At 67.3% G+C, this 24,132-nt stretch carries 20 protein-coding genes; 12 read left to right on the top strand and 8 right to left on the bottom strand.

All coding sequences use genetic code 11. The annotated features are described in order from the left end of the window. Positions 1-79: 79 nt before the first annotated feature. The 3 genes from D3654_RS03090 to D3654_RS03100 are packed head-to-tail and all read left to right on the top strand — an operon-like array spanning position 80 to position 3,875. Positions 80-1,165 (top strand): ABC transporter permease, encoded by a 1,086-nt coding sequence (locus tag D3654_RS03090; RefSeq protein ID WP_120520065.1) that lies wholly within the window; start codon positions 80-82, stop codon positions 1,163-1,165. Further along, the gene (locus D3654_RS03095) at positions 1,165-2,169 is read left to right on the top strand and encodes an ABC transporter permease (protein ID WP_120520066.1); all 1,005 of its coding nucleotides are present in this window, start codon (positions 1,165-1,167) and stop codon (positions 2,167-2,169) included. Before D3654_RS03090 ends, D3654_RS03095 begins: the two co-directional genes overlap by 1 nt. Further along, complete coding sequence (locus tag D3654_RS03100) at positions 2,166-3,875, top strand: ABC transporter ATP-binding protein (RefSeq protein ID WP_120520067.1); 1,710 nt, start codon at positions 2,166-2,168, stop codon at positions 3,873-3,875. The genes D3654_RS03095 and D3654_RS03100 overlap by 4 nt, the downstream gene beginning before the upstream one ends. Before the next feature lie 190 nt (positions 3,876-4,065). Here D3654_RS03100 and D3654_RS03105 read toward each other — a convergent pair whose 3' ends face one another. After that, the gene (locus D3654_RS03105) at positions 4,066-4,728 is read right to left on the bottom strand and encodes an NADPH-dependent F420 reductase (protein WP_120520068.1); all 663 of its coding nucleotides are present in this window, start codon (positions 4,726-4,728) and stop codon (positions 4,066-4,068) included. 176 nt (positions 4,729-4,904) lie between these two features. Here D3654_RS03105 and D3654_RS03110 point away from each other — a divergent pair, with 176 nt between their 5' ends. Beyond that, on the top strand, positions 4,905-5,315 hold the full coding sequence (locus tag D3654_RS03110) for a chorismate mutase (protein WP_120520069.1): 411 nt from the start codon (positions 4,905-4,907) through the stop codon (positions 5,313-5,315). An 18-nt stretch (positions 5,316-5,333) separates the two neighbouring features. Beyond that, positions 5,334-6,368: a uroporphyrinogen decarboxylase/cobalamine-independent methonine synthase family protein gene (locus tag D3654_RS03115; protein ID WP_120520089.1), complete on the top strand. Its 1,035-nt coding sequence runs from the start codon at positions 5,334-5,336 to the stop codon at positions 6,366-6,368. Between the two features lie 4 nt (positions 6,369-6,372). Here D3654_RS03115 and D3654_RS03120 read toward each other — a convergent pair whose 3' ends face one another. The 6 genes from D3654_RS03120 to D3654_RS03145 form a co-directional block, all read right to left on the bottom strand. After that, a complete protein-coding gene (locus D3654_RS03120) occupies positions 6,373-7,122 on the bottom strand; it encodes a DUF4166 domain-containing protein (protein ID WP_120520070.1) in 750 nt (249 codons plus the stop codon). A gap of 50 nt (positions 7,123-7,172) precedes the next feature. Continuing rightward, complete coding sequence (locus D3654_RS03125) at positions 7,173-8,465, bottom strand: DUF58 domain-containing protein (protein WP_120520071.1); 1,293 nt, start codon at positions 8,463-8,465, stop codon at positions 7,173-7,175. A 32-nt stretch (positions 8,466-8,497) separates the two neighbouring features. Then, positions 8,498-9,664, bottom strand: a complete 1,167-nt coding sequence (locus D3654_RS03130) for an AAA family ATPase (protein ID WP_425359388.1) — start codon at positions 9,662-9,664, stop codon at positions 8,498-8,500. Continuing rightward, positions 9,661-10,761, bottom strand: coding sequence for a DUF4350 domain-containing protein (locus D3654_RS03135; protein ID WP_245413043.1), 1,101 nt, complete (start codon positions 10,759-10,761; stop codon positions 9,661-9,663). Before D3654_RS03135 ends, D3654_RS03130 begins: the two co-directional genes overlap by 4 nt. A gap of 74 nt (positions 10,762-10,835) precedes the next feature. Beyond that, positions 10,836-11,522, bottom strand: a complete 687-nt coding sequence (locus D3654_RS03140) for a DUF4129 domain-containing protein (RefSeq protein ID WP_245413044.1) — start codon at positions 11,520-11,522, stop codon at positions 10,836-10,838. Next, complete coding sequence (locus D3654_RS03145) at positions 11,519-12,535, bottom strand: DUF7847 domain-containing protein (protein ID WP_120520074.1); 1,017 nt, start codon at positions 12,533-12,535, stop codon at positions 11,519-11,521. Before D3654_RS03145 ends, D3654_RS03140 begins: the two co-directional genes overlap by 4 nt. A gap of 446 nt (positions 12,536-12,981) precedes the next feature. Between D3654_RS03145 and mtrA the strand changes: the two genes are divergently transcribed. From mtrA to secA, 7 genes are all read left to right on the top strand, one after another. Then, positions 12,982-13,656, top strand: a complete 675-nt coding sequence (gene mtrA, locus D3654_RS03150) for an MtrAB system response regulator MtrA (RefSeq protein WP_074588185.1) — start codon at positions 12,982-12,984, stop codon at positions 13,654-13,656. Between the two features lie 151 nt (positions 13,657-13,807). Next, entirely contained in the window at positions 13,808-15,610 is a 1,803-nt protein-coding gene (gene mtrB, locus D3654_RS03155; RefSeq protein ID WP_120520091.1) for an MtrAB system histidine kinase MtrB, read from the top strand. Then, the gene (locus tag D3654_RS03160; RefSeq protein ID WP_205571717.1) at positions 15,603-17,321 is read left to right on the top strand and encodes an LpqB family beta-propeller domain-containing protein; all 1,719 of its coding nucleotides are present in this window, start codon (positions 15,603-15,605) and stop codon (positions 17,319-17,321) included. The genes mtrB and D3654_RS03160 overlap by 8 nt, the downstream gene beginning before the upstream one ends. 61 nt (positions 17,322-17,382) lie before the next feature. Next, positions 17,383-18,435, top strand: coding sequence for a ComF family protein (locus D3654_RS03165; RefSeq protein WP_245413046.1), 1,053 nt, complete (start codon positions 17,383-17,385; stop codon positions 18,433-18,435). A 143-nt stretch (positions 18,436-18,578) separates the two neighbouring features. Beyond that, the gene (hpf, locus tag D3654_RS03170) at positions 18,579-19,304 is read left to right on the top strand and encodes a ribosome hibernation-promoting factor, HPF/YfiA family (protein ID WP_120520077.1); all 726 of its coding nucleotides are present in this window, start codon (positions 18,579-18,581) and stop codon (positions 19,302-19,304) included. A gap of 32 nt (positions 19,305-19,336) precedes the next feature. Further along, positions 19,337-20,575 carry a winged helix-turn-helix domain-containing protein gene (locus D3654_RS03175; RefSeq protein WP_120520078.1) on the top strand — a complete coding sequence of 413 codons (1,239 nt, stop codon included), beginning with the start codon at positions 19,337-19,339 and terminating at the stop codon, positions 20,573-20,575. Positions 20,576-20,757: 182 nt separating this feature from the next. Further along, positions 20,758-23,505: a preprotein translocase subunit SecA gene (secA, locus tag D3654_RS03180; protein WP_120520079.1), complete on the top strand. Its 2,748-nt coding sequence runs from the start codon at positions 20,758-20,760 to the stop codon at positions 23,503-23,505. A 151-nt stretch (positions 23,506-23,656) separates the two neighbouring features. Here secA and D3654_RS03185 read toward each other — a convergent pair whose 3' ends face one another. Then, positions 23,657-24,091 (bottom strand): Rv3235 family protein, encoded by a 435-nt coding sequence (locus D3654_RS03185; RefSeq protein ID WP_245413047.1) that lies wholly within the window; start codon positions 24,089-24,091, stop codon positions 23,657-23,659. Positions 24,092-24,132 lie beyond the last annotated feature (41 nt).

The following is a 24,132-nucleotide window of genomic DNA, read 5'->3' on the forward strand; positions in this document are numbered from 1 at the left end:
GCAGGAGGCGGGGTTCGCCCCGCCTCCTGCCGTGAGCAGGGCGATCGCCCGCGAAACGACTGTCTACAAAGGATTCCCCATGGCAACACTCATCGAGGCCGAGACACCAGATGTCCTTGGCCCGGCCGCGCCCAAACGCGGCGGCGGGGGAGTGGGACGGTACATCCTCGTCCGCTTCCTCCTGATCTTCCCCACCATCTTCATCCTGGTCACCCTGGTCTTCTTCCTCATGCGGATCACCGGCGACCCCATCACCGCCGCCCTCGGCGGACGCCTCCCGCAGGACCAGCTCGACGCCAGGATCCACGAGGCCGGCTACGACCGGCCCATCCTGGTCCAGTACTTCGAATACCTCGGCCAGATCGCCACCGGCAACTTCGGCACCACCCTCTCGGACCGGCGCCCCGTCGTCGAGATGCTCGCCACCTTCGGCACGGCGACCCTTGAACTGGCCATCAACTCCCTGGTGGTGGCGCTGCTCATCGGCATCCCGCTGGGCATGATCGCGGCCCACCGCCGCGACCGTACCCCCGACGCTCTCCTGCGCTTCTTCGCCATCCTCTGCTACGCCACCCCGGTCTTCTTCGCAGGCCTGCTCCTCAAGCTGACCTTTTCCGTGGCCCTGGGCTGGCTGCCGGTCTCCGGACGGGCGTCCACCAACACCGAGCTGGCCATGTCCCAGCTCGCGGCGCCCAGCGGCATTTACTGGCTGGACGCCCTTCGCAGCGGAAACTACCAGGCACTTGGCGACATCGCCGCGCATTCGGTGCTTCCCGCCGTCGCGCTCGGACTGCTCACCGCAGGTGTCTTCCTGCGCCTGGTGCGCACCAACCTGATCGGCACGCTCGGCAAGGACTATGTGGAGGCCGGCCGTTCGCGCGGCGTCAGTGAGTTCCGCCTGGTTACCAAGCACGCCTACAAGCCGGCCCTCATCCCGATCATCACGGTCATGGGCCTGCAGATCGCCCTAATGCTCGGCGGCGCCGTGCTGACCGAGACGACCTTCGAATGGAAGGGCCTCGGATTCCAGTTGGCGCAGTACCTGACCGCCCGCGACTTCGTCGCCGTTCAGGGCATCGTGATGCTGCTCGCCGTGATCGTGGCGGTCACCAACTTCGTGGTGGACATCGTTGCCGCGATCATCGACCCGAGGGTGAGGTACTGATGTCTGACACGACGACGGCGGCCCTCCAGCCGACCGCTTCCCGCAAGGCGCCGCTGCTGGACCGGCTGCCCGTGACCTCGCACATCCGGCAAAGCGTCGGGCTGCAGCGCACGATGCTGCTGATCGGCGTCTCGCTGACCGGGCTGTTCCTGCTTGCCGCAGTGTTCGCCCCCTTGCTGGCACCGTATGGCTACGCGCAGATCTCGGACGCCGCGGGGACCTTCCCGGCGCAGGCCGCCCCTGGCGGCAAGCACCCGTGGGGGACCACGGTCGGCGGGTACGACGTGCTGTCCCGCGTGCTCTGGGGTTCCCAGACGGCGGCGACCGTAATTGTGGTGTCCGTGGCGATGTCCATCTTCGTGGGCGTGGCCCTAGGCCTGCTCAGCGGCTACTTCGGCGGCTGGCTGGACAGGATCCTGGTGGTCATCGCAGACGCCATCTACGCCTTCCCCTCGCTGCTGCTGGCCATCGTGATGTCGATCGTCATCAGCCAAGGCCAGTCCAGCTTCTGGGGCGGCATCCTCGCCTGTTCCATCTCCATCACCGTGGTGTTCGTGCCCCAGTACTTCCGGGTGATCAGGGCCGAGACCATCCGCCTCAAGGCCGAACCCTTCGTGGAGTCGGCCATGGTGGTGGGTGCCTCCAGTTGGCGCATCATGGGCCGGCACATCTTCAAGAACGCCACCCGCACCCTGCCGCTGATCTTCACGCTCAACTCCTCCGAAGCGATCCTCACCCTCGCGGGCCTGGGCTTCCTGGGCTTCGGCATCGAGCCGACGTCCGCCGCCGAATGGGGCTTCGACCTGAACAAAGCGCTCGCCGACACCACGTCCGGGATCTGGTGGACGGGCGTGTTCCCGGGCGTCGCGATCGTGCTGTCCGTGCTCGGACTGACCCTGGTGGGCGAAAGCATGAACGACCTCAACGATCCCCGCCTGCGCGGACGCCGCCGGGCCGGAAGTAAACGGACCGGCGGCAAGGCGGAGAAGGCAGGCAAGCCATGACCATCAACCTCGGAAACATCTCGGACGAACCACGGGCCGCCGGGGCGTCCGTCCTGGACATCGACGGACTCAAGGTCACCTTTGCCACCGACGCCGGGGACGTCCAGGCCGTCAAGGACGTGAGCCTCGACGTCAAAGCCGGTGAGGTCCTGGCCATCGTGGGCGAGTCCGGCTCCGGAAAGACCGTCACGGCCAAGACGATCCTGGGACTCCTGCCCGAAACGGCGACCAGCTCCGGCACCGTGCTCATCAAGGGCAACAACGTCATCAGCGTCAGCCCGGCCACGCTACGAAAAATCCGTGGCAGGGACGTCGCCATGGTGTTCCAGGAACCCTCCACGGCGCTGAATCCGGTGTTCACGGTGGGGTGGCAGATCGCCGAAGGCATCCGTGCCCATGCCACGGACGGGCACCGGATTTCGGCCAAGGAGGCCAAGGCGCGCGCCACCGAAGCCCTGCGCAAGGTGGGCATCCCGGACCCGGAGATCCGTGTCAACTACTACCCGCACCAGCTGTCCGGCGGGCAGAAGCAGCGCGTTGTCATCGCCGCGGCCCTCGCCCTGAACCCCGGCCTGATCGTGGCGGACGAACCCACCACGGCGCTGGACGTCACGGTCCAGGCCGAGATCCTGCAGCTGCTGCGGGACCTCCGTGACAAGTACGGCACCTCGATCGTGCTGATCACCCACAACATGGGCGTGGTGGCGGACCTGGCGGACCGCGTGGTGGTCATGTACCAGGGCGATGTGGTGGAAGAGGCCACCGCCAGGACCCTGTTCGCGGAACCGAAACAGGACTACACGAAGAAGCTGCTGGCCGCGGTCCCGCACCTCGGCCGGGACTCGGCGTCGGAAGGGGCCACGGAACGGCTTCACCAGGGCGGGAAGGTCCTGGTGGAGGCAAAGGACCTCACCATCGAATTCCCGGGACGCCTCGGTACCCCGGGCTTCAAAGCCGTCAACGGGGTCAGTTTCACGATCTCCGAGAACGAAGTCTTCGGCCTGGTGGGCGAATCCGGTTCCGGGAAATCCACCATCGGCCGGGCCATCGCCGGGCTCAACCGCGCCACCGGCGGCAGCCTCAAGGTGTTCGGCTACGAGATGCTCGGCTTCAAGGAACGCAGCTTCAAACCGCTGCGAAGGGACATCGGCTTCGTGTTCCAGGACCCCGCGGCCTCCTTCAACCCGCACCTCACGGTGGGGGAGTGCATCGCCGAACCCCTGCTGATCCACACCCATCCCAGCCCGGCCCAGACGCGGCTCAGGGTGGCCCAGCTGCTCGAGTCCGTGCAGCTGCCGGCCTCCTACGCGGCGCGGTACCCGCACGAGCTCTCGGGCGGGCAGCGCCAACGCGCCTCACTGGCCCGGTCGCTCGCGCTGAACCCACGGCTGCTGATCGCCGATGAACCGACCTCCGCCCTGGACGTCTCCGTGCAGGCCAAGGTCCTGGAACTGTTCAAGGACATCCAGGAGGAGTACGGTTTCGCGGCCCTGTTCATCAGCCACGACCTCGCCGTGGTGGATATGCTTTCGCACTGGGTGGGCGTGCTGTACAAGGGCCGCCTCGTGGAGCAGGGGATCGGCAGCCAGATCATGGGCGCCCCCAGCCAGGACTACACGAAGCGGTTGATCGCCTCGCTGCCGGTCCCGGACCCGGAGGAACAGGCCTTGCGCCGGGAGGCCCACCGCGCGCTGCTGGGGAGCTGAGGGGCTAAATCGCAGGAGGCATGCCGTGATCCGGCAGCGTGCGTAAAAGGGGCCCCGCGCCCCTCGGCAGGGCACTTAGCTGCCGAAGGGCGCGGGGAATAGCACGCAGAGGATTGCGGTATGCCGGGCGCCCGAGCTGCCGCCAGCAACGCTCGCCGCCTGGCCGCCCAACCGCCGTCGTCGTCTCCTGTCAGTTCTCCGAGACGATCGCGATGTTGAACAGCTTCCCCTGTGGCTGCTGCATGTAGAGCCGCAGCCACAGGGGAAGCCACATCTCCAAGCCGCGGGCGGCATCGAGGCCGCCCAGGTCGCGGATGCGGTCCGGACGCCAGCCGAAGGACCGCAACAGCTCATGCACAACAGTCTTGGCCTCGGGGTCGTTGCCAGCCAGGAAGACGTCGTGTTCCCCGCCGGCAAGGCGTTGAGGGTCCACCATGACGGGCGCGCTCATGGTGTTCAGGGATTTGACCACGCGGGTCCGCGGGAAGGTGCGCTGGATGGTCTCGGCGATGCTGTCCGTGTTGCAGACCGAAAGCGACGGCGGGAAACCCGCCGAACCGTCCAGGGGGTTGGAAAGGTCCAGCAATACCTTGGCGCCGAGGTTGGCTTCGCCCGCTTCGCTAAGGGCAGCCACGGACACCGTGCCCGCGGTGGCGTTGATGACAACCTCCGCCATGGCCGCAGCCTGGGCAAAGGATCCCGAGGACGCGTTCGGCCCCGCGCTGGCGGCCCAGTCCGTGCCCTTGGGATTTCCCGCCTCGCGGGACCCCATCATTACCTCATGGCCCAGCTCCACCAGCTTCCCGCCAAGGATGTGGCCCACCGTTCCCGTTCCCAAGACTGCGATTCTCATGCTTGCCTCCTTTTGCCCCATTCTGCTCCAGCGGGGATTCCCCGGACAGCGTTTCCCCGCCAGGAGTAGCACCGGCAAGGCCGTCGGCTCGATAAGAGAGACTGCAGAGGCTCCATGGGTGAGGCGCCCAGGCGCCGAATCCGTGGAGAAGCAGTCGAGCGCCATAGACTGGTGCAATGACCGACCCGAAGCCATTACTTTCCGAAGACGCCCGTTCCGAAGACGTCTCCGAGACCACCGACGCCTTCGATCCCGGCGCGAGCTCGCTGGCCGGACAGGTGGACCGCTCGGTCATGGATGAACTGCTGTCCATCCGTTCCAGCATCGACAACATCGACGCCACGCTCGTCTTCCTCCTGGCCGAACGCTTCAAGGCGACCCAGAAGGTGGGGGTCCTCAAAGCCACCCACAAGCTGCCCGCGGGCGACCCAGGCCGCGAGGCCGCCCAGATCTCCAGGCTCCGGCGCCTGGCCGAGGAAGCGCACCTGGACCCGGCCTTCGCCGAGAAGTTCCTGAACTTCATCATCAGCGAAGTGATCCGCCACCACGAGGCAATCGCCGAGGGCCACCAGGCCAACCGGGACTGAGGCGTGGAGGAACGCTCCGTGGCAGGGCTCCCGTCGAGCCAGGTGACGGCCACTGCCCTGGGGCCCTGGCCGGGCGACGATCCCCTCGAAGCCACGCGCACCATCCGTGGGGAACTTGGCAGCCCGCACCTGCCCTTCCTTGCCGAGCTACCGGACCGGGGTGTCGGCTCCGACGCGCTGGGCCGGACAGCGTCGCTCCTAGTTGAGCTCCCCGTGGACGTGCAGCCGCACGGCTGGCGCCTGGTGGACCGCCCGGGCAAGGACCAGCAGCGGGCCGAGTCCGCGCTTGCCACCGACATCAACGTGCTCGCGGACGTGGCCGGTGCCGAAGACGCCTCCGCGGACGCGGTGAAGATCCAGCTCCGGGGGCCGCTCAGCCTGGCCGCGGGCCTCTACCTGCACAACGGCGAACGGGCGCTGCTCGACTTCGGCGCCCGCCGCGACATCACCGACTCCCTGGCCGCCGGCGTGGCCGAGCACATCACACGGATCCGTACGGCGGTGCCCGGTGCCGACGTCGTGGTCCAGCTGGACGAACCGGACATCGCCGCCATCCTCGCCGGGACCATCCCGACGGCGAGCGGGTACCGCACGCTCCGATCGATTCCGCAGGATGAAGCCACCGCCGCCTGGCGCCGGGTTGTCGAAGCACTCCAATCGGCAGGTGTGGCGGAGACGGTGATCGCCGTGTCCGAGATCGAAGCCCCGTTCGCCCAGATCCTCGCCTCCGGGGCCGACGGCGTCGCGGTCCCGCTCAAGGCCTTGACCACGCGCCAGTGGGAGCAGCTGGCCGGCGCGGTCGAGTCCGGCAAGCGGGTCTGGGCCGGTGCCCTGCCGGCGGGCGAACCAAGCGGGACACTGCCTCGCACGGCGGAGCTGGTGGAAGCGGTCTGGCGGCCGTGGCGCCAGCTGGGCCTGCCGGCGTCGTCCCTCGCGACGCTGCGGGTGACGCCGTCACACGGCCTGGCCGCGCACAGCCCGGCGGCGGCGAAGGAGATCCTCGGCCGGTTGACCCGGCTCGCGGACGGGCTCAACCAGCTCGCCCTCGGTTAGGAGCCTAGACGCGGGACTCCCAGCGGTCCGGCTCCGCGTAACGCGGGAGCCCGACGGCGGCCCTGTTCCCTGCGGCGGCACTGCTCCCCGCTGCGGGTTGCGGCAGAAGCGGGGCAAGCCGGTAGTCGAAGTGTCCCGCGTATACGAGCACGGTGCCGACGTGCCTTTGCAGCACTTTCACCTGGATCCGGTGCTTGCCCGCCCTGGCATCCCACCATTGTTCGGCGTAGGCGCTGGCGTCCAGCAATGCGGGCAGGCCGAGCCGGAGCGGGCCGAGGAACGCCCGGGTTGCCCCCGAGATTCCGCGGAGCCTGCCTTCGGGCGTGACCTCAAGCCGGAGGTCGGTAACCAGCCGCCGGTGCCTGCCGAGGTAGTCGACCAGCCGGGTGGTGCCGTTGGCCTTGACGGCGGAGGTGGTGTCCTGGAAGAGCCGGGTGCGGCCGGGGAAGAAGATCTCGCGCCGGGCGGTCAGGCTGGAACGGCCGAACGGGTCAAGGTGGGCGTGGTTCTCGATCCGGAACGGCACCATTTCGCCGTATTCGGGGAACAGGGATTCCTCGGCGGCCGCGAGGGTCAGCAGCGGCCGCAGCCAGCCCTGCCGGCACCCCACCACTTCGAACACGCCCTCGCCGATTCCGTACGAGCCGGACCCCGGGGCCAGGGCGAAGTAGTCCTGCAACTCCGGCTGCAGGCGGCGGAACGCGCTGCCCAGCGCGCGCTCGTAGATCGGCGTGCGTTCCCCGGGTGTGTCCACGGCGCGTTCTCCTTCGGTACGGTTCTTGCCCGGCCAGCAGTGATCCGACGTCACAGCCTGCCGGCGGCCTTCAGCCGGATGTAGGCGTCCGCGAGCTTCGGCGGAAGATCCAGTGGTTCTGCATCAACCACCTCGGCCCCGAGCTGCTTCAATTGTGCGGCAACCGCTGCCCGGTCCAGCAGCGCGCGTTCCGCCGCGGCCGCGCGGAAGACCTCGCTCGCCGTCGTCCGTTCTGCCGCCATCGCGCCCAGCAGCGGGTCCCGGACGGCCGCAACCACCACCACGTGCTGGAGGGCCAGTTGTGCCACGGTCGGGATGAGGTTCTCCTCGGGAACGCCGCTGTCGAGGGAGGTCAACAGCACCACGAGGGAACGGTGTGCGGATACCGCCCGCACCTGCGCCGGCACCTGGCCCCAGTCCATCTCGATCAGCTCGGCCTCCAAGGGCACCATGGCCTGGACCAGCCGGCCCAGCAGGGTCCCTTTGGACGCCGAATCCACCCGGCCGCGGACCCTCCGGTCGAAGGCGATGAAGTCCACCCTGTCGCCGCCGCGTTCGGCGAGCACTGCGAGCAGCAGCGCTGCCTCGATCCCCGTATCCAGGCGCGGTTCGTCTTCGATCCGCGCCGCGGCGGTGCGCGAGGTATCCAGCACGATCACCACGCGGCGGTCCCGTTCGGGCCGCCAGGTGCGGACGACGACGGCGGTGCGCCGGGCGGTGGCACGCCAGTCGATGGAGCGGACGTCGTCGCCGCGGACATAGTCGCGCAGCGAATCGAACTCGGTCCCGGCGCCGCGGATCTGCACGGCTGCCTTGCCGTCCAATTCGCGAAGCTTGCGCAGCTTCGAAGGCAGGTGCCGCTTCGAATGAAAGGGCGGCAGGACCCGCAGCGTGCCCGGCACCGGCAGGGTGCGCTGCCGGGCGGCCAATCCCAGTGGGCCGAAGGAACGGATGGTGACGTGCGGCGCGGACAGGTCGCCCCGGCGGGTGGGAACGAGCCGCACGGTCATGCGCCGCCGTTCGCCGGCGGGAACCGTGATCCGCTGGACCGGGTCCACGGCGCCGGCGGAAGGCTGCCAGGCGTCACGGACCATGGCCCGGAGGGTGCGGTCATTGTTGTTCGTCAGCAGCAGCATGCTCTCGGTCCCCGAATGCAGGGTCACATTTGCGGGCTGCTGGCGCTCCAACACCAGCCGGCGCGGGGAGGCGGCCAGCATGGCGTCAAGCACGGCCAGCATGAACAACCCGGAGAACAGCAGCCAGGCCGTTCCCCAGCCGGGGTACAGCAGCATCGGTGCGAGCGCGACCGCCGCCAGCAGCACGAGCCTTCCTGTGATGGCCATTCAGGACCCCCGGATCAATTCGTGGGCGGACATCAGCGCGGCACGGGAACGGAGGCGAGGATGCTGCCGAGGACCTCGTCGACGTGCACACCGTCCATCTGGGCTTCCGGGCGCAGTGCCACCCGATGGCGCAGGCACGGCAGGGCGAGTGCCTTGACGTCGTCGGGCGTGACGAAATCCCGGCCCGAGAGCCAGGCCCAGGCCCGGGACGTGGTGAGCAGCGCCGTGGCACCTCGCGGCGAGACGCCCAGCTGGAACGACGGCGCCGCCCGGGTGGCCCGCACTACATCCACGATGTAGGCCATGACTTCCGGCGCCACCCGCACGGCGGCAACTTTCGCCCGGGCGCTTTCCAGCTCGGCGCTGCCGGCGACCGCCCCGACTCCAGCGGCCGCCAGGTTCCGCGGGTCGAATCCTTCGGCGTGCCGCCGGACAACCTCGATCTCCTCGCCGCGGCCGGGCAGCGGCATGGTGAGCTTGAGCAGGAAACGGTCCAGCTGCGCTTCGGGTAGGGGATAGGTGCCCTCGTATTCCACCGGGTTCTGCGTGGCGGCGACGATGAACGGCACCGGCAACGGGCGGGACACGCCGTCGGCCGATACCTGGCGTTCCTCCATGGCCTCCAGCAGCGAGGCCTGGGTCTTCGGTGGCGTCCGGTTGATCTCGTCGGCCAGCAGGATGTTCGTGAAGACAGGACCTTCGCGGAAGGTGAACTCGGAACTACGGGAGTCGTAGACCAGGGAACCCGTGACGTCGCCGGGCATGAGGTCCGGGGTGAACTGGACCCGCTTGGTGTCGAGGCTCAGCGCTTGGGAGAGGGCCCGGACCAGCAGCGTCTTTGCCACGCCCGGCACGCCCTCCAGCAGCACGTGGCCGCTGCAGAGCAGTGCGATCAGCATGCCGGTCACCGTGGAATCCTGCCCGACGACGGCCTTGCCCACCTCGTGCCGGACGTCCAGGAGTGCCCGGCGGGCCGGGTCTCCCACAGCTGCGGGCGCGCGATCAGGGGACGGCCAGGTCGCGGCGGACTGCGCGGCCGGTGCCTGGGCTGCCGGATTGTTGGGCCCTGCCTGATTGTCGGGCCCTGCCTGATTGTCGGGCCCTGCCTGGGAGTCCGGGGCCCCCGGGACGATGTCGTAGGAAGGCGCCGTGCCGGTGTATCCGTCCCATTGGGTGTTCTGCTTCACGTTGTCGTTCACCGGGCTGACGCCTCCTGCTCGAGTTGTTCCAAAGTCTGTGCCCATCGCACCATGCCGGACTGCGAATCCGGCCGGTGATCCAGGATGTCCCACACCTGCGCGGGCGGGCGGCCGGTCTTGCGGGAAACCGCCTCCACCACGGCGCCGACGCCGGCGTCCGGACCGAGCCGGAACACCCGTGAAAGCCGGACGAGGGTACCTGCCCGAAGATTCGTTGCGGCCCGCTCCAGAGCCCGGGAATCCTGGTAGAGCCTGGCCCGTCCCTCGGCCGTTTCGGCCGCCTTGACCACCACCGGAAGTGGTTCGAACACCAGCGGTCCAAGCCGCCGTCCGCGCCACAGGACTGCAAAGAAGGCGACGACCAGGAGCCACGGCCCAAGGAACGCCACCCAAGGCGGGGCCAGCTCGGACAGGCTGGCAGGTTTGCCGGCCTGCGGTACATCGCCTAGGCCCGGCAGGTACCAGACCAGCTCGGGGGAGTCGCCCAGGCTACGCAGGACGAGCGCCGCGTTTCCGCGTTCGTCGAGCAGATCGTTGCTCAGCAGTGCGGTCCCGCCGAGCACCACCACCCGGCCGTCGTCGCTGACTGCGTACAGGCCGCCATCGCCTATGCGATAACAAATCCCGCTGCTTCCGGCATACAGCCGGCCGCTGCCGGCCGAGATGTTCCCCGCCACCCTGGGATCCTCGAGGCTGCATTCGGGCTCCACCACCTCGCGCCCTTGCGGAACAACACCGGCGTTGCGGAGGCCGCTATCCAGTCCCCGCAAGGTCCGCCGGCCCGGACTGACCACGACGACCCTGTGCGCGGTGGCCCGGAGTTCCTGGAGCTGTTCCTCGCCGAGGTAGCCGTTCTGGTCGTAGAGCAGCAGGGTCGCTGCGGCCTTTTCTTCCAACACCGCCAAGGCCTGTTCGAAGGTGCCGGGTTCGGTGATGGCCACGCCCTGGCGGCGGAGGATCTCGGCAGCCGCCATGGCGCCGTCAGGCGCGGCATTGCGGGGTGACAGTGTCCTCCCGTCAGGATCCGAGCCTAACCGGGACACCACCAGATAGCCCAGCGTCATGGCCACGATGGACCCGATCACTATCCAGGCCACGTGCCGCCGAAGAGCACTTTTCCAACTGGCCGGCCCTGGCGTGCCGGGATCTGTGCGCTTCTGGCCGAGGGCCGTCATCGCGGCACCGCCAGTCCCCGGCCGGTGCGGCCCTGGTAGTCCGGCTTCAGGGTGGCCAGGTGGCTGTCCAGTGCACGCAGGCTCTCGTACTGTTCCGCCTCCGCCGCGGCGCGGCCGTACTTGACGGCGTCGAAGAGCCGGGCTGCTTCGTCCAGCTGCGCCTGGCTCCCGCTGAACGCGCGCCCGAGTTGGTCAGCCGCTTCGTCTGCGGTGCGTCCCGCTTGCGGATCGATGACGGTGCGGTCTTCGGCCGAACGCACCAGCGCACGGAACTGCTCGACGACGGCGGTGCTCCAGTCGCCCAGCGCCGCGGCGGCGGCGGCCCGCGAACGGAAGGTGACGGCGTCGAGGATTGCTTCTTCGTCAAAGACCGCGGCGGAGGGCCGCTTGCGCCCGGAGTTGAGCCGCGGCCTGACCACGATGACGGCCGCGACCACGAGCGCGAGGGCGAGCAGGATGGCGACGGGCCACGTCCAGTCCTGGCCCGGACCCGAGCCGTCGGAATTCAGGGAGCGCAGCCATTCCAGGAAGTCGTTCATTAGCTTGTCGAACCAGCTTGGCTTCGCGTCGGCGTACTGGGGTTTGCTGAGTTCCTCGATCGCCCATCGCCGGGCCTCGTTGCGGTCCGGATCGACTGGGGTTTCGGCGGGCAGCGCGGCCGCGAGCACGGAAAGGGCCATCATCCTGTCGGGAACCCCATACCCGGTCCCTGCTGCCATCCCCCGGGGCGATGCAGGGGCAGCCCGCGGCCGGGAACGCCGTCGGGGTCGCTTCCGGATTCCAGCATTCTCTGGAGATCCACATCCAGCCCGTCACGCCGCATCCGCAGATCGAGGTAAACCAAGGCGGATACAGCGGACTGGAACGCGAAGCCCAGGGCACCGACCAGGCCGCCAACCACCATCCCGATGATCGTGAGCAGGAGGTCTGTGTTGGTCTGTTGCTCGATGCCGGCGTGCGGGGTGACCGTTGAACTGATCCCGCCGACCGCGAAGGTGATGGGGATCTGGACCACTTGGCCGATCACCCCAACAATCAGGCCGGCCACCAGCACGATGCCGAGGATCCGCCACCAGTTCGCGGTGGTCAGGGCCCAGGAACGGCGGAGGGCGTCGATAACCCCCAGCTCCTCGATGGTCACGGCGGCCGGAGCCACCAGCAGCTTGATGGACAGCCAGACGGTGACCGCCAAGGCTCCCAGCCCGAGAGGAAGGACGATGAGGAGGCCGGCCGGACCCATCCCGGTGAGGATGGCCACAGCCATCACGAACAGCAGGCCGAGCGGCACGAGGGGCACCAGAAGCATGAGCAGGGACAGCCCGGTGAGGGCGAGCAAGCGGTGCCGTACGAGGACCCACATCTGCTTGAACCCGGTCCTCCGGTTCAAGGACGAGCGGGACACGGGCACGGCCATGACCCCGCTCAGGATGGACATCAGGATCGCAGTCAGCAGGGAGACGCCCAGCCCGCCGGCGAACAGGCCAAGGGCCGGCCCGAGCAGTGCAGTTGTCTCATCTCTATCCAAGCGGCTTCCGCTCGCCAGTTCGAGGCGGGTGAGCAGGTCGAGGGTTCCGGCGATCAAGGTAGCCGCCAGAAGGAGGGACACACATTGTCCGAGGAGAGAGGAGCCGAGCATGGCGGCGGGGTTCCTGCGGACCGTTTGGAAGGCGCCGTCCAAGACTTCGCCGAACAGCAAGGGACGCAGAGGGACGATCCCCGGCTTGGGAGGGGCGACATAACGAGGCTGGCCATAAGGTGTGCCCGGCTGGGGCGGCTGGCCCCACTGAGGCTGGCCCGGCCCGCCCCAATGCGGCTGTCCGCCCCATTGCGCCTGGCTTCCCCATCCCGGCTGGGCAGCCGGTTGCGTTCCGCTGCCGCCTTGCGGCTGCCCCCCCTGCGGTTGGCCGCCGCCCCGCTGTTGGCCCCACTGAGGCTGACCCCATGGTGGCTGGGCGCCGGGCCCGGGTTCCTGCTGTGACACGCGTTCCTCCCCAAAAGTGCCGTGTCCGCCCAGCCTATAGTTCCGCCGTCGCTGCTCATAGCCCTTCCGGCGATCACGGCAGGGGTGCGGCCGCGGCAAGCCGCCATGCCGTGATCAGGGGTCAACGGGACAATGGCCATTCGATGGTGGAATATATAACTATGAAGGCACGCATCCTGGTAGTTGACGACGACGAAGCACTCGCCGAGATGATCGGCATCGTGCTCCGCAACGACGGCTTCGATCCGGTTTTCTGCGCAGACGGTGGTCAGGCGCTTGACGTATTCCGCTCCTCGAAGCCGGACCTCGTCCTCCTGGACCTCATGCTCCCGGGCTCGGACGGGATCGAGGTCTGCCGCCAGATCCGTGGCGAATCGGATGTCCCCATCGTCATGCTGACGGCCAAATCGGATACCTCCGACGTAGTCCGCGGCCTGGAGTCCGGTGCAGACGACTACGTGCCCAAGCCTTTCAAGCCTGCCGAACTCGTCGCCAGGGTTCGCGCCCGGCTGCGCCCGGGGGAGCAGAAGGCCCCCGAAACCCTCCGGATCGCGGACGTCACCATCGATGTCGCCGGCCACATGGTCACGCGCGGCGGGGAACGGATCTCGCTCACTCCGCTGGAGTTCGACCTCCTGGTCGCCTTGGCCCGCAAACCGTGGCAGGTCTTCACCCGTGAACTCCTCCTGGAGCAGGTGTGGGGTTACCGTCACGCCGCCGACACCAGGCTCGTGAACGTCCATGTCCAGCGGCTGCGCTCCAAGATCGAGCGCGACCCGGAAGCACCCGAAGTTGTTCTGACGGTCCGTGGTGTCGGTTACAAAGCGGGATCCTGAGTCACCCTCCGGCAAGACCGGATCCGGGACCACGCTGCCCGATGCGGTGCCGGCGGAGCAGCCCGTCCCATCAAGCCAGGAACCGGACCAGGAACAAGGCCGTCCGGCGGAAAAGCACGGCAGCGGCCGGCCCCTCACCGCGCGGCGCATCATGCTCCTCGGCCGGATCTGGACGCGCCGCGCCCTGATCCTCGGGCTGCGGATAACGCGCTTGGTGGTCACGGCGCTGCAGCATCTCCGGCCGGGACTGCGGTACCTCTGGAAGTCCCTGCTCCGGCGCTGGCGGCGCTCCCTCGAACTCAGGACGGTCATGATGACCATCCTGCTCTCGGTGATTTCCTTCGCGGTTGTCGGAGCCTACTTGTCCAACCAGATCGCGAACAACCTGTTCCAGGAACGGCTGACCCAGGCGGAGTCCGAAAGCCGCTACTACGTCAAGCAGGTCCAGGACACCTTCGACGGCGCCCAGGTCAACGATCAATCCAGCGTCATCACCCTCGTGTACGACACCCTGAACACGGTGGAGGGCAACGGCTCGGTCATCCAGCGCCGGTATGTTTTCGAAGCCCTTCCGGAACAGAACAAACCGCGCAACCGCTGGGTGGAATCCCGCGCCTCCGACCAACTGACGGTGCGCGTCATTCCGCCGGAACTGCGCAAGTCCGTGCAGGAGTCGGGCAAGGAACAGTACTGGGCCTCCACCGAATTCCCGGTGGGAAACCAGGACCACCCGGGCATCGCCGTCGGGAACAAGGTCACCTTCAACGGCACCGTCTACGAGCTGTACCTGCTCTATGACCTCGAAAACGCCCAGCAGACCCTCGACCAGATCCAGAACGTGCTCTGGGCAGGCGGCGCGGCGCTGATCATCATGATCGGCGGCATCGCCTGGTACGTCACCCGGAACGTTGTGAGTCCGGTGAGCCATGCCGCCGTCGTCTCCGAAAAACTGGCCGCCGGGCAGCTCCAAGAGCGCATGGTCGTCAAGGGCGAGGACGAGGTGGCCCGCCTCGGAGCGTCCTTCAACCACATGGCGGCGAGCCTTCAGGAACAGATCACCCAGCTCGCCACGCTCTCCCAGATGCAGCAGCGCTTCGTCTCGGATGTCTCGCACGAGCTCCGCACGCCGCTCACCACCGTCCGGATGGCGGCGGAGGTCTTATTCGACGCGCGGGACAGCTTCGACCCCATCAACCGGCGCTCCGCGGAACTGCTCTACAACCAGGTGGAACGGTTCCAATCATTGCTTTCGGACCTGCTGGAGATCTCGCGGTTCGACGCCGGCGCCGCCGTCCTGGAAGCCGAACCGCAGGACATCTTCCAGCTCATCGGACAGGTCATCGAGGGTGCCGCCCCGGTTGCCGCCGAGTACGGTTCCGAGGTCCGGCTCACATCACGGAACAAGAGCATCATCGTCGAAATGGACTCCCGCCGCATCGACCGGATCCTGCGCAACCTGCTCCTGAACGCCGTCGAGCACGGCGAAGGAAAGCCGGTGCACGTGACGGTCGCGGCGAACCACGACGCCGTCGCGGTTTCGGTCCGGGACCACGGAATCGGCATGACCCCGGCCGAGGCCGCCCGGGTGTTCGACCGCTTTTGGCGGGCGGATCCAGCCCGTGCCCGCACCACAGGTGGCAGCGGCCTTGGCCTGTCCATCGCCGCCGAAGACACCAAGCTCCACAACGGCTGGCTGCAGGCCTGGGGCCAGAAGGGCGCTGGGTCGAATTTCCGGCTCACCCTGCCGCTGAAGAAGGGCGGAACCATCGTGAAATCGCCGCTCCACCTTGAACCCCATGACCTCAGGCTGCCCGGCACCGCCCCGGAGCAAAGGGTGCTTGTGGTCGACACGCAGGAGCGCCAGCCGCGCCTTGCCCAAGCGCCGTCGTCGGACACGTCCGGACGGACCGACTACGGCGGGGCACCTGGCGCGGGGGAGGCCGGCCGTGCGTAGGGGACCGCGCCGCTTCCCGGTGCTTTTGCTCGCCGCCTTCGCCGCTGTTGTGCTCGTGCTCAGCTCCTGCGCCCAGATCCCGCGCTCGGGGCCGGTGGGGAAGAGCAAGGAGGAAAGCGCCGGAAACCTGAACGTGCCCGATTTCTTCCCGCCGCCGCCGCAGCCCGGCGCCGGTCCGGAGACCGTCATCGAGGACTTCTACGGCGCCGGCAGCGGCTACGCGGACGACTACGCGGTCGCCCGCCAATACCTCACCCAGTCCCTCTCGGTCAGCTGGAAGTCGGACAAGCGCACGCTCGTGTACCGCAAGGCGCAGGTGGTCCCCACCAGCGTCGAGAATGAATTCAGGTATGAACTGGACCTCGCGTACGCCGTTGACGCCGACGGCGTTGCCACCCACTACCCAGAAGGCACCCTGGAGAGCATTCCGGTGACCGTCGAACAGGTTGACGGTGAATGGCGGATGTCCCAGGTGCCGGACGGCACCGCGATCCCGGAACAGACCTTCCGGGTGATCTACGGCGCGTATCCGATCTACTTCTACGATCCCGGCTTCGATTACGCGGTGCCCGACTACAGGTGGTTTATCAAGAAGAAGACGGTCAAGGCGATGACGAGCGCCCTGCTCGCCGGACCGGCACCATACCTGCGCGGCGCCGTCGTCAGTGCTTTCCCCTCGGGGATCCGCCTGGTGCGCGAATCGGTGCCCGTGGTCTCGGGGGCGGCCCAGGTGGACCTGTCCGCCAAGGAACTGGTGGAGGCTTCCGCGGAGGACCGGCAGCGCATGCAGAACCAGCTCCTGCTGACCTTCCGCACCCAGCCGGACGTGATCAGCGTCCAGCTCCGCGCCGACCAGGACCTGGTCCGGGTCGAAGATACGGGGGCCGTCCTTCCGCCAGTCCTGGAGAAGAGCGTGCCCGCGCGCCAGATCGTGGTGAGCAACGGTGAACTCGCCCGCTACGAAAACAACCGGCTCACCCCGTTGCCGGACATGCAGCCTGTTGCGGGACTGGGGCCGCAGGAACCCGCTGAATCGCCGGCGTCGAAGTCCGTGGCCTTCCTCAACGGCTCCGGCTCCACCCTGTACTCGATGCTGCCTGGCCAGGAACCTCGTCCGCTGACCACGCGCAGCACGTTGACCCGGCCGTCCTTCAGCCTGCAGGACTGGGTCTGGACCGCGGGCCCGGGGGCGAACGGCGGTACGCAGGTGGTGGCTTTCAAGCCCTCCGCGGCCGCCAAGGGCGGAGCCGTTCCCGCCGTGTCCCTGACGCCCCGGTGGCTCGCAGGACGTTCCGTCAAGGAGTTCCGGGTTTCGCGGGAGGGCACCCGGGCCCTGGTCATCTCGGAACTTCGAGGCAGGACATCCATCCAGGTCACGGGCATCGTCCGCAACCCGGACGGCTCTCCCCGGGGCCTCACCAGCCCGGTCACGCTCGAAGCGAGCAACGGGGTGGACCACGGGGTCTGGGTCAATTCGGCGACCGTCGTTGTCATGAAGGCTTCTGCGTCGGGAAACGTTGCCCCTGAACTGGTTCCGCTGACCACCGGCCTGCCGCAGCAGCTCCCGGCCTGGCCCGGGCTGACCGGTCTGAGCGCCGGCAATGGCGGGGACGAAATCTACGGGCAGTCCGCGGCTGGCCTGTTCCAGCGGGTGGGGAACGGTTGGGAGCTCCAGCTCAAGGGACCGATCGACCCCGCCTTCCCCGGCTAGCTTTTCCACATAGCCGAGTCCGTCTCTGGTGCAATAGGAGGCGCCGCCGGAGGCTGTGTGCATGGACAAACCGATGCCCGGCCGGGGAGCCGTGGCGGAGGCGGAAAGCGTGACGTACGACGCCGGCGTCCCCGGCGTGCGCGACCCCGACCTTTTCGCCGTGCCCGACCATGCCGCCCGTCACCGGGGCGCCCATGCGCGGGCGTTGTCGCGCCTGCTTGAGGCCCTCGGTCTGGCCTGGGCCGAGCTCATTGCCCTTGTCGCCCCGGTGGAGTGCGTCTGCTGCGGCCGTGAGGACACTGAAGTTTGCGGGGCCTGTGCCCGCCGGATCCGGAAACTGTGCGCCAATCCGTTCCGGGCCGAGTCCCAGGCGCCGGCCCTGCTCACTGTGGAGGGCACGGTCCTGGTGCCGGTGGTCGCGGTGGGGCCCTACCGGGAAGAACTTGCCCAGGCTGTTCTGTCCTTCAAGAAGTTCGGCCAGCGCGGCCTTGCCTTGCTGCTGGGGCGGATGCTGGAGCGCGGCTTGTCCGCGGCGGCAGGGGAAACCTCTAGCGTTTGCCTGGTACCGGTGCCCAGCAGCGCCGCTGCGTTCCGCCGTCGCGGGTTCAGCCCTGTCCACCTGCTGCTCCGGCAGGCCCGGCGCCGGGAAGGAACTGAGTGGGTTCCCTGCGACGTCCTGCGCAAGCGCTGGAGCGGCCTTCCCGCCTGGGCCGTTTCCTTTCAGGGCATCGGCGACGGTGTGCCTCTGCCCGACCTCCTGGGGGCGGGCTCCGGGCTGCTTGGCCGTGCGCGTTCCGCCCGTCCGGGGAGCACCGGGCAAAAGGGATTGGACAGGGGCGGCCGCGCCCGCCGTGTCCGGGGATCGATGGCTGTTCGGCCAAGCCTGAAGAATCCGGTCGCCGGCAAGCCCTGCATCATCGTGGACGATGTCCTGACGACGGGAGCCACCATCGCCGAGGCGGCCAGGGCTGTCGAAGCCGCGGGCGGGCTTGTGCGCGGCGCCGTCGTGCTGGCGGCAACACGCGCTCCGGGCGGCCAGAGCTCCGGCGATGGGAAAGCCGCTCACGGTCAAGATGACTCAAAACAAATTAAAAGCTCCGAAGGGGTGAATTAGCGGTAACGATGAACTAACGTCGGAGATGGGTACCAAGAACAGATGTACCTGTCGATAGCGGCTCGGAAAGGGGCTCGACTGTCCGTCAGAAAGCCCCCCCAAAATTGCCGTTGTCGTGTCACCTGAGTTATTTGGAGGGCACCATGGAGTTCATGATCAGCGGCCGGAATCTGACCGTTTCGGATCGCTTCCGCGAATATGCGGGCGAGAAGATTTCCAAGATTGAATCGCTCGGGGACAAGGTCCAGAGGGTCGACGCCAAGGTTTCCAAGGAAAGCAACCCGCGTCAGAACCCCGGCCAGCTCACGGTGGAAGTGACAGTCATGGGCAGGGGTCCGGTCATCCGGGCAGAAGCCAGCGCCGCTGACAAATTCGCAGCCTTCGATCTTGCGTACAGCAAACTGCTCGAACGGCTGCGCAGGGCCAAAGACAGGAAGAAGGTCCACCACGGGCGGCACACACCAAAGGCGGTGCGTGAAGCCACGGCAAGCCTCGAACCAGTCAGCACGAAGGAGCCCATCTACGCTGCGGCAAGCAACAGCCAGGAAACGGCCGCCCCGGCGGCAGAAGCTTCGCCGTACGATATCGACAATGACATCCCGGCCGGTGACTCCCCGGTGTTGATCCGCCGGAAAGTCTTCCCTGCGGCATCCCTGACCATCGATGATGCCGTGGACAACATGGAACTCGTGGGTCACAACTTCTACCTTTTCGTGGACAAGGAGACCAACACGCCGTCAGTGGTCTACCGCCGGCGCGGCTGGACCTATGGCGTCATCACCCTGGACTCGAACTGCGAGCCCGGTAACGAAGCGGTGGAGGAGAAGATCCACGCCTACCGTTCCGATGACCATGCAGCAACCGCCTAGGCTGCCCCGTCTCCCATGACGAAAGGACTGGCATGGCCGCTTCGCTGAGCCTCCAGCAGGCACGGCGGATCGCATTGGCAGCCCAGGGCTTGGACAAGGTCCGGCCCACCGGTCCCGTAACATCACGGGCGGTGGGCCGGACCTTTGCCCGCCTGCAGCTTGTGCAGATCGATTCAGTAAACGTCCTCTCGCGCAGCCACTACCTGCCCTTCTTTTCCCGGCTCGGGGACTACGACCGCAAGATTCTCGACTCGCTTTCGGCGCGGAGCCCGCGCCGCATGATGGAGTACTGGGCCCACGAGGCAAGCTTCATCCGGCCCGACCACTTTGCGGACCTCCTCCTCTGGCAGCGGCGGAACTGGGTCGGCGCCGGGCACCTCGACCGCGCCTTGCGTGAGGACATGGCGGCGCGGATCCTGGAAGCCCTGGCTTCCGGCAGGCCGATGACGGCGGCCCAGCTCACCGCACGGCTGGACCACCAGGAAGACCGCCGGAACGAGCAATGGGGCTGGAACTGGAACCTCGTCAAGCGGGTCCTGGAGCACCTGTTCGAAGAGGGCCAAGTGAGCGCGGCATCCCGCACCGAACAGTTCGAACGCCGCTACACCCTGACCTCCAGGGTCCTTCCGGGGGCAGTGCGGGCCCCGGACACGAACCATAGGAACGCCGACGACGGCGGCGCCGGCCGGGACGCTGCCATGGAGCGCCTGATCGACGCAGCCGCCCAGGCGCACGGAATCGGGACGGTCCGGTGCTTCGCCGACTACTTCAGGACGCCGGTCAAGGCAGCGACCCTGGCGGTCGGCAAGCTCGTCGAGCAGGGGCGGCTGGAACCCGTAGCGGTGCGGGGCTGGGACCGGGGACTGTACCGGCACGCTGAGGCGCGAAGCCCCCGGAACGTGACGGGGCGGGCGCTCCTGAGTCCCTTCGATTCGCTTGTCTTCGAGCGGCGGCGGCTGCACGAGCTCTTCGGGTTCCACTACCGCATCGAAATCTATACTCCGGCCGAGAAGCGGAAGTTCGGCTACTACGTCCTGCCCTTCCTCCTGCGGGACGGTGTTGTGGCGCGGGTGGACCTGAAGGCCGACCGCGCCGGCCGTTTGCTGCTCGTCCGTTCCGCGCATGCGGAAGCCGGAGCGCCGGCGGACACCGCGGACGAACTTGCCGACGAGTTGCGGCTGATGGCCCGCTGGCTGGAACTGGACGACGTCGTCGTGTCGCCTGAAGGTGATCTCGCACCACGGCTGGCGGACGCACTGCGCCGGGCATAGGGGAGGTACCGGGCAGCCATTGGGGAGGCGCCGCGGGTGCGGCTCCCGCAGGACATGTGCGGCTTCAACAGGTTCCCGGATTCCATACTCTGCTCTCAGGGGAACAGCACGCCTTCGTGTTGTACGCTCCCGTAGACTGAAACCGCCAGAATTCGGCAGCTTGAGACTGGGAGCAACTTCACGTGGCATCACTTATCGAAAAACTTCTCCGCACGGGTGACAAGAAGACCCTGAAGCAGCTGCGGAGCTATGCCGATTCCATCAATGCCCTTGAAGATTCCTTCAAGACGTTCACCGACGCCGAACTCCGTGAGGAGACGGACGTGCTGCGCGCCCGCTACCAGGACGGCGAACAGCTGGACGCCCTGCTTCCCGAAGCCTTCGCGGCAGTGCGTGAAGCCTCCTCCCGCACCCTGGGCATGCGCCACTTCGACGTCCAGCTCATGGGCGGCGCAGCCCTCCACCTGGGCAACATCGCGGAGATGAAGACCGGCGAAGGCAAGACCCTCGTGGCCACGGCTCCGGCCTACCTCAACGCCCTCACCGGCAAAGGCGTGCACGTCGTCACAGTCAACGACTACCTCGCCGAATACCAGTCGGAACTCATGGGCCGCGTCTACCGCTTCCTCGGCCTGAGCAGCGGCTGCATCCTGGCCAACCAGGACCCCTCCGTGCGCCGTACACAGTACGCCGCGGACATCACCTACGGCACGAACAACGAATTCGGCTTCGACTACCTGCGCGACAACATGGCGTGGGACAAGTCCGAACTGGTCCAGCGCGGACACCACTTCGCCATTGTTGACGAAGTCGACTCGATCCTCATCGACGAAGCCAGGACCCCGCTCATCATTTCCGGCCCCGCCCAGGGCGACACCAACCGGTGGTACAGCGAGTTCGCCAAGGTGGTGCAGCGCCTGAAGCCGGAAACCGACTACGAGGTGGACGAAAAGAAGCGCACAGTCGGCGTGCTCGAAGCCGGCATCGAAAAGGTCGAGGACTACCTGGGGATCCAGAACCTCTACGAATCGGCCAACACCCCGCTCATCGGATTCCTGAACAACGCCATCAAGGCCAAGGAACTGTTCAAACGGGACAAGGACTACGTCATCCTCGACGGCGAGGTGCTCATCGTCGACGAACACACCGGCCGTATCCTGGCCGGCCGCCGCTACAACGAGGGCATGCACCAGGCCATCGAGGCGAAGGAAAACGTCGAGATCAAGGCCGAAAACCAGACGCTCGCCACGGTGACCCTGCAGAACTACTTCCGCATGTACGAGAAGCTTTCGGGCATGACGGGCACGGCCGAAACCGAGGCCGCCGAATTCATGAGCACCTACAAGCTCGGCGTGGTTCCCATCCCGACCAACCGGCCCATGCAGCGGCTCGACCAGTCGGACCTCGTCTACAAGAACGAGATCGTGAAGTTCGAAGCCGTGGTCAAGGACATCGCCGAGCGCCATGAGAGCGGCCAGCCGGTCCTCGTCGGCACAACCAGCGTGGAAAAGAGCGAGTACCTTTCCCGGTTGCTCGCCAAGGAGGGCATCCGGCACGAAGTCCTCAACGCCAAGAACCATGCCCGTGAAGCAGCAATTGTCGCCCAGGCCGGCCGCAAGGGTGCCGTGACCGTCGCCACCAACATGGCCGGCCGCGGTACGGACATCATGCTGGGCGGCAACGCCGAGTTCACCGCGATCGCGGAACTGGCCAAGCGCGGCCTGGACCCGGAGGAGAACTCCGAAGACTACGAGGCCGCCTGGCCGGATGCCTTGGAGGCAGCGCGGCAGGCAGTCAAGGACGAACACGTCGAAGTCCTCGACCTCGGCGGCCTGTATGTCCTCGGCACCGAACGGCATGAGTCCCGCCGGATCGACAACCAGCTCCGTGGCCGTTCCGGCCGCCAGGGCGACCCGGGGGAGTCCCGCTTCTACCTGTCGCTGACAGACGACCTGATGCGGCTCTTCAACTCCGGTGCGGCCGAACGGCTGATGAACAGCTCCGTGCCGGACGACGTCGCCCTTGAGTCCAAGCTGGTGTCCCGGGCGATCGCGTCCGCCCAAGGCCAGGTGGAAGGCCGCAACGCCGAGCAGCGCAAGAACGTGCTGAAATACGACGACGTCCTGAACCGCCAGCGCGAAGCAATCTACGGCGACCGCCGCCGGATCCTTGAGGGCGATGACCTCCACGAGAAGGTCCAGTTCTTCCTCGAGGACACCATCAACGCCTTCATCGACGCCGCTACGGCCGAAGGCAGCGGCGACGACTGGGACTACAACCAGCTGTGGACCAACCTGAAGACCCTGTACCCGGTGACGGTTTCCGCGCAGGACGTCATCGATGAAGCCGGCGGCAAGTCCAGGGTGACAGTGGACTTCCTTAAGAACGAGATCCTTTCGGACGCCCAGCTCGTCTACAAGGCCCGTGAAGAAGCCATCGGTCCCGACAGCATGCGCGAACTGGAGCGCCGGGTGGTCCTGTCCGTACTCGGACGCAAATGGCAGGAACACCTCTATGAGATGGACTACCTCAAGGAAGGCATCGGCCTGCGGGCCATGGCCCAGCGCGATCCGCTCGTCGAGTACCAGCGTGAAGGCTTCACCCTCTTCCAGGGCATGATGGAGGCCATCCGGGAAGAAAGCGTCGGGTTCCTGTACAACCTCGAGGTCGAAGTCACCCCGGCCGAAGACGTCGTTGTCGCCGACGACAGTGCCGAAGGCGCCCACACGGAGCACCACGATCCGCAGATCCGTGCCGCCGGCCTGCAGGCGCCCGAGCGCCCGGCCCAGCTACAGTACACGGCCCCCGGCGAGGACGGCGCAAGCCAGACCCGGGTTGAGGGACGGTCCGGAGGCGGCCGGTCAGGCAACCCCGCCAAGGCCGCCGCCGAGGACAAGGCAAAGAAAGCGTCCCGCAAGAAGCGCCGCTGATCCTGGGGGCGTGCCCGCGGGATAATGCGCAGAATACACATAAGGACCGGAACGTTTGTTCCGGTCCTTATGTGTATTCTGCTGTTCTCATCCAGGGCCTTCCTCCTGAGCGGCGAATCCTTTTGTGGATGTCGGCGTGCCGGAGCGTGGCCTATCCGATCTCGAGGGCCGTCACCTTCCAGGCGCCGTTGCTCAGTTCGAGGCGCATGGCGACGGCGCGTGACCGCAACTCCTCGTTCACCACCATCGAAGCCTCGTACACGGTTTCGGAGACCGCGCAGCCGTGTACCGAGCGGACCTGGGGATTGCGGTGGTGCCGGGACTGGCCATTGCCGCTCCGCAGGGCGTGCGCCCGGGTAAGCGCCGCACGGTGCTGGAGCGAGGTCAGGGACTTCGGGTCGAGGGAACGTGAAAGCTGCTGGACAGGCCGGGTGCCGGCAAGCACCTCAATGGCAGCCTGCGCGATTCGCCGTGCGTGCATTTTGACTTCCTGCTCCGTGCTGGCCGGTCCGTTGATGCCGGTTCCTGCGGTACTGACGCGGGTGACGGCGGCGGGAACGGGGCGGATTGCTGTTACTGCGCTCATGATGTGGGTCCTGACTTGTGGGAATGGCTGGCGATCGGTTC

The sequence above is a fragment of the Arthrobacter celericrescens genome (assembly GCF_003614925.1).
Taxonomy (GTDB): Bacteria; Actinomycetota; Actinomycetes; order Actinomycetales; family Micrococcaceae; genus Arthrobacter; species Arthrobacter celericrescens.

What these genes read in the sequence shown, in the direction of transcription:
- D3654_RS03090 (WP_120520065.1), top strand. Translation starts at nt 80, where the DNA reads ATGGCAACACTCATCGAGGCCGAGACACCAGATGTCCTTGGCCCGGCC.
- D3654_RS03095 (WP_120520066.1), top strand. Translation starts at nt 1,165, where the DNA reads ATGTCTGACACGACGACGGCGGCCCTCCAGCCGACCGCTTCCCGCAAG.
- D3654_RS03100 (WP_120520067.1), top strand. Translation starts at nt 2,166, where the DNA reads ATGACCATCAACCTCGGAAACATCTCGGACGAACCACGGGCCGCCGGG.
- D3654_RS03105 (WP_120520068.1), bottom strand. Translation starts at nt 4,728, where the DNA reads ATGAGAATCGCAGTCTTGGGAACGGGAACGGTGGGCCACATCCTTGGC.
- D3654_RS03110 (WP_120520069.1), top strand. Translation starts at nt 4,905, where the DNA reads ATGACCGACCCGAAGCCATTACTTTCCGAAGACGCCCGTTCCGAAGAC.
- D3654_RS03125 (WP_120520071.1), bottom strand. Translation starts at nt 8,465, where the DNA reads ATGGCCATCACAGGAAGGCTCGTGCTGCTGGCGGCGGTCGCGCTCGCA.
- D3654_RS03140 (WP_245413044.1), bottom strand. Translation starts at nt 11,522, where the DNA reads ATGATGGCCCTTTCCGTGCTCGCGGCCGCGCTGCCCGCCGAAACCCCA.
- mtrA (WP_074588185.1), top strand. Translation starts at nt 12,982, where the DNA reads ATGAAGGCACGCATCCTGGTAGTTGACGACGACGAAGCACTCGCCGAG.
- mtrB (WP_120520091.1), top strand. Translation starts at nt 13,808, where the DNA reads ATGCTCCTCGGCCGGATCTGGACGCGCCGCGCCCTGATCCTCGGGCTG.
- D3654_RS03165 (WP_245413046.1), top strand. Translation starts at nt 17,383, where the DNA reads ATGGACAAACCGATGCCCGGCCGGGGAGCCGTGGCGGAGGCGGAAAGC.
- hpf (WP_120520077.1), top strand. Translation starts at nt 18,579, where the DNA reads ATGGAGTTCATGATCAGCGGCCGGAATCTGACCGTTTCGGATCGCTTC.
- D3654_RS03175 (WP_120520078.1), top strand. Translation starts at nt 19,337, where the DNA reads ATGGCCGCTTCGCTGAGCCTCCAGCAGGCACGGCGGATCGCATTGGCA.
- D3654_RS03185 (WP_245413047.1), bottom strand. Translation starts at nt 24,091, where the DNA reads ATGAGCGCAGTAACAGCAATCCGCCCCGTTCCCGCCGCCGTCACCCGC.